This is a genomic window from Alkalicoccobacillus plakortidis (assembly GCF_023703085.1).
GTDB classification, from domain to species: Bacteria; Bacillota; Bacilli; order Bacillales; family Bacillaceae_D; genus Alkalicoccobacillus; species Alkalicoccobacillus plakortidis.
Genome location: NZ_JAMQJY010000004.1, coordinates 199,980 through 210,633, shown reverse-complemented (window position 1 = coordinate 210,633; position 10,654 = coordinate 199,980). Strand labels below are relative to the sequence as shown.

Below are 10,654 nucleotides of genomic sequence, written 5' to 3'. Positions count from 1 at the left end.
GCCAAAAAACAGGGTTAGCCTCTGTTTTACAAGCAAGCCACAAGTAATAAGTAATACAGCCAATCCAAGTAATGGAATTGAATACAGATTCGGTGAAACTTCATCAATCAACAGCATCAACTGCGCCACAATGTGTGTAAAAAAGACTGTAATAAAAAAGACAATTTTTATTGGAACATACATCAAAGCATCTCGCCCATTTTTCTTTTCGACAAGATAAGCAGTCAAAAGAATAACAGGTAGGATTAATGCCATTAATGCATAAAGCGACTCGTTCATGATTTGATTAATGAAAAGTAAACCCGTTACCCCGATACTAAAACCGAGTACTGCAGGTATCGAAACAACTCGATACGCTGCATGTCTTAAAGCGAGAAAATAGTACAGAACACCAAGCACTGCGTAATTTAAAAACCCCGCTTGTGTCCAATCAAATAAAACAAATTGAACAAAGGTTATAAGAACAAGCTGGGCTAGAACAAACCAAGGCAAAAACAAACGATACGTCTGTAGATATTTACTGCTAAGCGCTTTGTTCCAGATTAACAGTTGGATAAGAATCAGAACAGCGATCGTAAGCACATACATCTCAACCGTTGATGAAATAAAACCCGCCGCATACATCGAACTAGCTGCAGTCGCAATAAGTGCAACAATCTGAAACGTTTTATTCGCTTCCAAACTATACAGAAACGCATACAAAGCCGCACAGATTAACGAAGAAACAGCCGCAAACAACATACTTCCCTCTCCACCAACCGATAAATAGCTACCAAACACCCCATAATAGCTAATCGAAAAAAAGACAATCGGCACAAAAAAAGCAAACAGCATTAAAAAGGCAAGCATCGTTTGATTAATCTTCAGCTTATGAGCCAAATAACTCATCCCAGCAAATACAACAGCAATCCCACTAATCAGGAAGACCTTGGTCACCGGAGCAAGCGTCAACCAATTCGTCAACGCAAGTAAAACCCCACCAAGCAATAACAACGCAACACCTGAAGTCAAAATATACGTTAAGCGCCTTCTACGATTCTCTTCCGGTGACCGCTGCTTTTTCACAACAGTAGGACGAGGAGTTGAAGTCTGCGCTTGCTTAGGAATAGGCTGCTGTTGCTTTGGTAACTCCGCTTCTTCAGGCACCTGCTCTTGCGCTAACCTCTCAGCAAGCGCCAACTTCTCAGCTTCCTCAAGCGCAAGAATTTTTGAATCAAACCCTCTTTTCACCTCTTCATAAGTAGAAAGTTCAATATACTCCTCTTCCGCCAATAAAAGCACTTCATCAATTGCACGATCAACACGCTCCAGCTTTTCCTTATTACTATCCTTCAAGCCGACCACCCTCCCAATCCCTAATCCTTAGCAATCAGTTTATATCTATTCTTAGTACCAGGTCTTTATTTTTTTCAATTTTACACAAAATTCTATAGTTTGAAGAACACCATTGCTAGTGTATGTGCCATATTCGGAATCATCACTGCAGTGTTATGCAGAGCCCAGAGAAAGCTCTTGATGACGATGAAAACGCGAAGATGTTGATTGATTGATCTGGGTAATGGAGACTGCTTCTTGCTGAGTAGGTGGAGCTCTTGGTGGATTGATGGGGCTCTTGGAGAAGTGAGGTGCGGTCTTGGTGTAGAGGTGGAGTTCTTGGTAATAGCCGCATCTTGCTTGCTGTAGGAGTGGGGCTCTTGGTAAAGACTGCATCTTGCTTGCTGTTGGCCTGAGGCTCTTAATAAAAGCCGCATCTTGCTTGCTGTTGGCCTGAGGCTCTTGATAATGGCCGCATCGGGCTTGCTGTTGACCTGAGGCTCTTAATAAAAGCCGCATCTTGCTTGCTGTTGGCCTCGAGCTCTTGGTAAAAGCCGCATCGGGCTTGCTGCTGGCCTCGAGCTCTTGGTAATGGCCGCATCTTGCTTGCTGTATAGATCCCCTCTTGCTTAAAGTTACTTCTTTCTTGCTATCTTGATGCCTCAATTGGTAAAAGTAGTTTCGCTCTTGGCAATTCATCAAACGTTCTTAATTAGATTAGACTTTTTCTTGGTACCTGCCTCTACTTCTTGATAAAACTCACCAATAATGATGCACTTATGCTCTCCTTTGAGAATCTGTTACACAATCCATACACTGTACCCGATGTAGACGAGCGAACGCTTTTAAATTTGTCACTCCACTAAGTTCATTTGCCCGAACAAACAGAGCGAGCTGCTCATTGTTCCTGACCTCTTTCTTACATGTATGACATGTTAGCTGTTTTTTTCTAAAAAACATATGTACCTCCCTTTTAAGAAAATTCTTTTAAGATTTGAGACTTGCAATTCAAATCAAATAGACTCAACACTCTCCCATTTATAAATCAAGACATCGACATCCGTTCCCATAATACTCATTTGTTCTTCTTGAAAAAGCTTTGCACCTAGATAATCATAGAAGCCTTTTGAGTTATTTTCTGCGAGTACTTCAACATAAATTGATTTACAGCCCATTTTTTGCAAATCCTGAAAAATCATCTTAACTAGGTGATTTCCAATTCCCTTTCCTTGTTCGTTCTCTAAAATATAAATGGAGGTCAAGTCACCAGCTTCTGGGTTTTTGTTAGTATCTCGTTTAGATCCAGAAGCAAAGCCAACTACTTGTCCGTTTTCATTCTCAGCTACATATATGCAAACTTTCTCTTCTCGGATATTATATTCCCATAAACTTGCTCGTTTTTCATATGATAATTTATTCAACGCTGCTTCAGGTAAGATTCCTCTGTATGTTGTCCTCCAACAATCAACATGGACGTTGGCAATGCTCGCTGCATCAGTTAAAACAGCTTTTCTAATCAACATGGTTTGACCTCTTTTCTAATATGTAATACTCGGAAAATCAGCTCGGCTCCAAAGCCAGAGTGGGGTGTGTATATCAATTGGTGCAATGCCACTTTTTTCTAATGCTACTTTCCAAGATTGAGAGACAGACTCCCTATCTACTCCACTTCCCTTCAGTACTGCTTCTTCACAAACTCCTAGCTTAATGGATGCTTTTAAAATATGCGTGTCTGGCGCTATTGTAATAAGTTCTCTCGATTTCCAGGCGATCTCATGATAAGACTCAAGAACATAAACCCAATAATTAAAGATTTTAGGACCAGATAAATAAGGAAATTCTGATTTCCTTTGTTTTTGGACAACACTTTTTAATTCCAAAATATCATAGTTGGTTGACTCTAGCAGACCTTCGACATCACCTTTCGAAGAGGAGTGAAATATCCCTGCAGCTACACGTTTCCAAATTTCAGGATGACGATTTGGCTGTAAAGCAACCCGATAATGGACTAATATGGACTGGAGCTCATCCATTTCACAATTTAGAACTTGTTCAGGATAGAATACCCAACGGGCACTATGATCTTTGTACAACTTGGAAATGGCTTCCCAAAGAGTATAAGAGTTTCGCTGATAATTTAGTGCCATACCTAATGTAAGAATATTCAATCTTTCTTCTTTCGGTACGATCGGAACGATGACATCCTCGGGCATCTTTTCTCCGCCAAGCTTACCTTTTGCATGCATGTCTATTAAACATTTTACTTGTTCTACTAATGTTAGTTGAGACAACGATTCACCCGCTCTACATATTTTTCATTTCCTAACTATCTGTAGTTTAACAAATAATTGGGATCTGGGTTGATAAATGCTTTATAAAAATGTCCATTTTTATTTCATTATGTATTTTGGCTCTTCTTGCTTTCACAACTTTAATCTTGGTAACCCCACTGATGTTCTTTGGTATACCTGCTATTACTTAATTATGTCTTTTCTAGCTTGGTCTCTCATCATTTTCGTCTTGATACGAGTTAATTCTTCTTGGTTTTTCTTCCTTTTCTCTTGGTACCTGTCACCTCTTCTTGCTCCCCCCTCATTCCCTCTTGCTATGACTCACCTCTTCTTGCTACGTCCCCCTTTCCACTTGCTATCACCCTCCTCTTCTTGCTACTCCCTTCATCCTTCTTGCCATCTCCAACAATCTTCTTGGTAAACCCCACATTGCTCTTGCTCCTAGCTTTGCCCGCTCCCCACCTCACGCTCTCCCCATCCAACGCACACAAAAAAGCAGCCCCACTTCAGGCTGCTCTCTCCAATTCATTCTTTCACTTTAAATTCTGCTTCTGTGCATTCACGGATATCTTCTACTGTATAGTCTCCTTGTGTTTCAACTAAGACCATTCCTTCGTCTGTAAAATCAAAGACTGCGCGTTCTGTGATAAGGCGGTTGACTACTTGTAAGCCTGTTAAAGGAAGGCTGCAGCTTTTTTTGATTTTGGTTTCTCCTTGTTTATTCACGTGGTCCATGATGACAACGACTTTATTTGCGCCTTGTACGAGATCCATGGCACCGCCCATGCCTTTTACCATCTTTCCTGGGATCATCCAGTTTGCAAGATCACCTTGTTCGGAGACTTCCATTCCGCCTAATATGGCAAGGTCGATGTGCCCTCCGCGAATCATAGCAAATGATTCTGCGTTATCGAAGAAAGATGCGCCGGATAGAGCGGTAACGGTTTCTTTGCCGGCATTGATTAGATCTGCCTCTTCTTCTCCATCTACCGGGTATGGACCGATACCGAGCAATCCGTTTTCAGATTGTAGGAATACATTTTGATCATCTGGGATTTCGTTTGCTATGAGTGTTGGCATGCCAATTCCGAGATTGACATTCATTCCGTCCTTAATTTCCAAAGCTGCTCGCTTTACAATCTCTTGACGTGATGACATTATTGACCACTCCCTGCATTGGTTTGTTTTTCGCGTACGGTTCTGCGTTCAATTCGTTTCTCATACTCTGTTCCTTCAAATACATGCTGTACGTAGATGCTTGGTGTATGGATAAAATCAGGGTTGAGCTCGCCCACTCCAACAATTTCTTCTACCTCAGCAATTGTGACTTTGCCTGCTGCTGCAGCTAATGGGTTAAAATTTCGTGCTGTTTTGTTGTAAATTAGATTTCCGTATGGATCTGCTTTCCATGCCTTTACTAATGCAACATCACCTTTGATTGCTCTCTCTAGTAAGTAGGTTCTGCCATCAAATTCTTTTGTCTCTTTTCCTTTTGCAATCTCGGTTCCTACTCCTGTTGGGGTATAGAATCCAGGGATGCCTGCCCCCCCTGCACGAATTCGTTCTGCTAAGGTTCCTTGTGGGACAAGCTCTACTTCCAGTTCTCCATTTAAAAATTGCTGTTCAAATAACTTATTTTCGCCAACGTATGAGGCCATAATTTTAGAAATTTGCTTATTAGCGAGTAATAAACCAAGACCCCAGTCATCTACTCCACAGTTGTTACTAACAATAGTTAGATCTTTTGTTCCTTTTTCTGCAAGGGCTAGAATTGCTTTTTCAGGTATTCCACATAAACCAAACCCTCCAACAATAACTGTCGCTCCGTCTTGAATCGTATCAATAAGATCCTCTATTCGTTCGACTCTTTTTCCACTCATCATAATCATCCTTTCTATTTTTTATAAGAATAGTAGTCCAATTGAAATTGGGATAAACGACCAAAATAACAAGACAACGCAAAAGCCCATAATATCTCGAACCTTTAAGCCTGCAATTGCAAGAATCGGTAAAGCCCAAAATGGTTGAATCATGTTTGTCCATGCATCTCCCCAAGCTACTGCCATCGCAATTCGCGCTGGATCAGCACCTAACTCTAAAGCGGCCGGTATCATTATTGGACCTTGCACAGCCCATTGACCTCCACCAGATGGAACAAAGAAATTAATGATCCCTGCGCTAATAAATGTTAGAAAAGGTAGAGTTTGCTCCGTTGATATTCGAACAAACCATAACGCAATTTCATCGGATAATCCTGAGCCAACCATCATACCCATAATCCCCGCATAAAAAGGGAACTGAATGATAATTCCTCCTGCATTCTTAACCGCTTCCGTAACAGATTGAAGCAATCTTCTAGGTGTACGATGAAAGAGGATAGCTAAGAACAAAAATGTAAAGTTCACAATGTTTATATTTAAATCCAACCCGTTTCGGCTGAAATAGTAGATGATATAGCCAATGCCTGATAGTCCTATGATTAAGGACAGGATCTGACTATTCTCTAGCTTCTCAGCAGGTGTAACCGCTTTCGCTTCAGCTTGTTGATTTTCCCCAGTTTCATGTAAAAATGCAGGATCAATTTGTTGATTTTGATTTGTTGCTTTTAATGAAAGAGCATTTAAAATTGGCAGTGTAATAAACAGCACAACAACGATAAAAATGTTGTATGACGTGAACAATGTTTCTCCTATAGGAATGACGCCAAGACTGTCCACAAGAAAATGATCGGATGTGGCAATGGTTAAAGGAATGGACGCTGACAAGCCGCCATGCCAAACAAGAAATCCACTATAAGCTGATGCGATCAGTAGCCTGTAATCGACTGATGGAACCTGCCTGGCAACATGTCTAGCGAATAAAGCACCAATGACTAAGCCAAAGCCATAATTAATGAGGCAGGCAGTAAGGGCCACGATCGTCACAAGAACAATCGCTTGAACAGGTGTGTGCGCAAACAATGAAAGCCTTCTTAATAGCAATGTCACTGCTGGTGCACTTGCTAACATATAACCGGTAATGACGATTAATGACATCTGCATGGTAAAGGCAAGCAAATCCCAGAAACCATCTCCCCAATGCGTAACCATTTCTGTTGCTGAACTAGGAGTCACGACAAGACCTAATAAAAACACAAGGATGGTTAAAATTAACGCAAAGATAAATGCATCAGGTAGATATCGTTGAACGATACGATCAAAAAAGCGAATAACGGAAACAAACAATATGTCTAACCTCCTTGTTTATAAACGACAAGGCTACATGCCTAGAGAAAACAACAGAATGGCCAAGAGCACACCGAGTATTGGAACCACTACAGTCATTGCACTAAATGACGCGTAAGCTGCCTTATGTGTTTCGCCACATATCGCACGGATCGTAGTGACAACATAGCCCCCGTGAGGTAACGTATCTAAGGCACCTGATGAAATGGCAACCACACGGTGTAACGCCTCTGGATCAACACCTGCATCTAAGTAGTGAGGTGCAATCAACGGCAAGGCAATTTGTTGTCCACCTGAGGACGAACCAGTTAATCCTGCAATAACACCAACCGCAATTGCTGCTCCAACTAATGGGCTTCCTGGGAAATGAGTAACCGCATCAACAGCCGCTGTAAACGCGGTTGTATTTTTTGCTACCGCCCCAAACCCAACAACGGCTGCAGTATTTGTAATCGCAAGCAAGGCACCCATCGTGCCTCCTGATGCAGATTCCCAGACATTGTCTAAGAACTTACGGTTTAAAGCCCAAGCCGCAACAATTCCACTTGTTAACGCAATAACCAAAGCGGATGTGCCAAGAGAATCGTGGAAGATATATGAAATAATAAGGACAACGAATAACGGAATCGCCGCAAGAGCAGGGTGAGGCAATTCTCTTTCTTCCACGATTGGATCCCCTTCTCGCGTATCAAAAGATTCACCTTTTGCAACTGCTCTGTAAATGATTTTCTTTAACCACCAGTACCCAAACACAATCATAAATAATGCAACAATCGCACTCACTTCCCAGGCTGCGTATGCAGACGTACCAAGAAACGGAATGGGAATCCAGTTCTGAATCTCAGGTGAACCAGGAGAAGTCATGGTGAAGGTCACCGAGCCAAAAGCAAGTGTCGCCGGAATAAATCGTCTTGGTAGATTTGCCTGTTTAAACAAACTTAAGGCCAATGGAAAAACAGAAAAACCAACAATAAACAAACTGACGCCGCCATAAGTTAAGATGGCACAGGCTGCAACAACAGCCATAATGGCATACTTTGTGCCAAGTTTATCGACCACAAATTTAGAGACACTATCTGCTGCTCGAGCATCTCCCATCACTTTTCCAAAGATGGAGCCAAGCAAAAACATAATAAACCATGAGGCAACAAAACCAGAAAACCCCTCCATATAACTTCCCAACATACTTGGAGCATCCTCGGCAACCATCTGTGGAAAAAGAGGAATGCCACTAAAAATCGCCAAGAATAAGGTAGAAAGAGGTGCTGCAATAAGTAAGTTCATGCCTCTCATCGTTAAGATAATTAAAAGAGCTAATCCACCTATCAAGCCAATCATGCTAAATATCATGCAATCCCTCTTCTCAATTAGTCTACTTTATAAGTAAAGCGCTTACAAATTTATTGCGCTGTATATCCTCCATCAATCACAATCGCTTGCCCAGTCACACCTTTTGCTTGATCACTAGCAATAAACATTGCATAATCAGCAACTTCTTGAACAGATAATAATCGTTTTTGAGGGACTAATGGATAAATGACTTCCTCAAGTGCTTTCTCAAGACTCACTCCACGGTTATTTGCTAGGTCCTTTAACTGGTTACGAACAAGTGGAGTATCGACATAGCCTGGGCAAAGAGCATTTACTGTAATACCAAAAGAAGCTGCTTCTAATGCCGCCACCTTCGTCAAACCGATTACCCCATGTTTGGAGCTGTTATACGCTGCCTTACCTGCAAATCCGACAAGACCATTGATCGATGACATATTAATAATCCGACCCGATCCTTGCTTTTTCATAATTGGAAAAACATGCTTGGTTGCCATAAAAGGCGCTACGAGCATCACCTTGGTAATGAGTTCGAACTTTTCTGTAGAGAAGTCCTCCATCGAAGCGACATGCTGCAAACCTGCATTATTAATTAACACATCTAATCGTCCAAAATGCTTTACGGTTTGATTAATCGACTCTTCTAGTTGAGCTTCCACTGTGACGTCACAGGCTAAGCCCAAACAATCATGCCCAAGCTTCCGTTAGTTCTTTAACCGCCGCATTCACCTTTTCTTCATTCACATCAGTGAATACAACCTTCGCCCCATTTTGTAAAAAAGCTCTGCCAATCTCATGACCGATCCCACTTGCTGCACCTGTAATAAAAACCACTTTATTCTTTACCAATGTTCTTCCTCCTCGTTTAAAAGAATCCTTCCTTAATCCTCATGCAAAAAGTGTGCCAACTCTCAAGTGGTTGGTTCGTATACATAAAAAAAATCCCTGTTCCGCTATTACGGAATAGAGATCATCAAAATATAATGTAAGCACTTTCATTTAACTGTATTCCGTATATCCGGAAACTTTTCCGGATATACGGAATTATTGTAGATCGTATTTTTTAATCTTCTCATAAAAACTAGACTTTCCAACTTTTAAAAGTTCCGCTGCTTTTATCTTGTCTCCACTACATTTATCTAAAGCCCGTCTTATCGCTTGTTTTTCTGTTTGCTCCACAATATCTTTTAGGCTACCTGTTAATTCAATTGAATGGTTATTAAGTTGAAGTCGATCGGGTAGATCCTCCATCTTAATGATCTCAGAATTCGTCAGATGAACTGCTGACTCAATGACATTTTCCAGCTCTCGTGCATTTCCTGGCCATCGATAGCTATAAAAACAGGAAAGAACCTGTTCATCAATATCAGTCACTCTTTTGCCTGTTCTTCGGGTAATCTTATGAAGAATATATTTGGCCAGCACTTGAATATCCTCAGGCCTATCTCGTAAAGGTGGAATCTGCAGTTGAACAACATTAATTCTGTAAAATAAATCTTCTCGAAATTTCTGTTTATCGATTAATGCTTCAAGAGGCTGATTTGTCGCAGCAATAATCCGCACATCTATCTGCTCAAGCTGAACAGAACCAACTGCCTCAATCTCTCCCTCTTGGAGAACACGCAAAATTTTCACTTGAGCACTTAATGGCATGTCCCCTATTTCATCCAGAAACAGTGTCCCTCCATCAGCAAGCTGAAACTTTCCAGGTTTGCCTCCTTTTTTAGCTCCTGTAAAAGCTCCCTCCTGATAACCAAATAACTCTGACTCAAGCAGGTGTTCAGGGATCGCGGCACAGTTCACCTTAATAAAAGGCTTCGCATTGCGCTCACTAAGATGATGGATGCTATGTGCAAACAACTCTTTGCCCGTCCCACTCTCTCCACGGAGTAGGATCGAAACATCACCGGTTGCGATTTTTTTTACTTGTTCCTTTAACAGATTCATCTTATCAGAGCTACCAACTATATCATGTAACGAATACGTTGCGCCATGTTGTTTTCTCTGTTGATTACGGTAATGTTCAAGCTCAAGCAGAAGGTCCTTAATATGACTATTCATACTCATCCATTCCTTTGTATCACGGAACAGAACAGTACCAACTGCACCAACAATTTCTCCATTAGACCTCACTGGGATTCGGTTCGCAACCATATGATTCCCACGTATGAACTGAAGATCGGCAATTTCCTCGATTCCAGTTTGAGCCACAATATGCATCCGCGAGTTCTCAATCACATCCGTGACATGTTTACCAATCACCAAATCCTTATCTAGATTAAGAAAATGACAATAGCTATTGTTCATATACGTTACAAAACCATGCTTATCCACCACAACAAAACAGTGGTAAGCGTCTTCAAAAACAGTTTTAAAAATCTCATCCTTATAGTCATTGTCCTGCGGAAACATATGTAACACCTCCTGAAAATGGTTATATATAAGCTAGCCGATTTCTATCGGAATTGATACCTCAACTAAGAATCCAGTGAGCCC

General features: G+C 41.2%; 8 protein-coding genes and 1 pseudogene. All 9 read right to left on the bottom strand.

What is annotated here, in order from left to right:
- Window positions 1-1,335: hypothetical protein (locus NDM98_RS20540; protein WP_251611393.1), on the bottom strand; the 1,335-nt coding region annotated here is incomplete at its 3' end.
- Between the two features lie 992 nt (window positions 1,336-2,327).
- Window positions 2,328-2,837, bottom strand: a complete 510-nt coding sequence (locus tag NDM98_RS20535) for a GNAT family N-acetyltransferase (protein WP_251611392.1) — start codon at window positions 2,835-2,837, stop codon at window positions 2,328-2,330.
- A 15-nt stretch (window positions 2,838-2,852) separates the two neighbouring features.
- On the bottom strand, window positions 2,853-3,605 hold the full coding sequence (locus tag NDM98_RS20530; protein WP_251611391.1) for a hypothetical protein: 753 nt from the start codon (window positions 3,603-3,605) through the stop codon (window positions 2,853-2,855).
- 525 nt (window positions 3,606-4,130) lie between these two features.
- Window positions 4,131-4,766, bottom strand: a complete 636-nt coding sequence (locus tag NDM98_RS20525; protein WP_251611406.1) for a 3-oxoacid CoA-transferase subunit B — start codon at window positions 4,764-4,766, stop codon at window positions 4,131-4,133.
- Window positions 4,763-5,488 carry a CoA transferase subunit A gene (locus tag NDM98_RS20520; RefSeq protein WP_251611390.1) on the bottom strand — a complete coding sequence of 242 codons (726 nt, stop codon included), beginning with the start codon at window positions 5,486-5,488 and terminating at the stop codon, window positions 4,763-4,765. The genes NDM98_RS20525 and NDM98_RS20520 overlap by 4 nt, the downstream gene beginning before the upstream one ends.
- 18 nt (window positions 5,489-5,506) lie before the next feature.
- Window positions 5,507-6,829: a short-chain fatty acid transporter gene (locus NDM98_RS20515; protein WP_251611389.1), complete on the bottom strand. Its 1,323-nt coding sequence runs from the start codon at window positions 6,827-6,829 to the stop codon at window positions 5,507-5,509.
- A gap of 33 nt (window positions 6,830-6,862) precedes the next feature.
- Window positions 6,863-8,176, bottom strand: a complete 1,314-nt coding sequence (locus NDM98_RS20510; RefSeq protein WP_251611405.1) for a GntP family permease — start codon at window positions 8,174-8,176, stop codon at window positions 6,863-6,865.
- Window positions 8,177-8,229: 53 nt separating this feature from the next.
- A pseudogene (locus NDM98_RS20505) lies at window positions 8,230-9,007 on the bottom strand (3-hydroxybutyrate dehydrogenase).
- Window positions 9,008-9,202: 195 nt separating this feature from the next.
- Window positions 9,203-10,570, bottom strand: a complete 1,368-nt coding sequence (locus NDM98_RS20500) for a sigma-54 interaction domain-containing protein (protein WP_251611388.1) — start codon at window positions 10,568-10,570, stop codon at window positions 9,203-9,205.
- Between the last annotated feature and the right edge of the window lie 84 nt (window positions 10,571-10,654).

Excerpts from the sequence above, each read along its gene's own strand:
- NDM98_RS20500 (WP_251611388.1), bottom strand. The coding sequence starts at position 10,570 with ATGTTTCCGCAGGACAATGACTATAAGGATGAGATTTTTAAAACTGTT.
- NDM98_RS20520 (WP_251611390.1), bottom strand. The coding sequence starts at position 5,488 with ATGATGAGTGGAAAAAGAGTCGAACGAATAGAGGATCTTATTGATACG.
- NDM98_RS20535 (WP_251611392.1), bottom strand. The coding sequence starts at position 2,837 with ATGTTGATTAGAAAAGCTGTTTTAACTGATGCAGCGAGCATTGCCAAC.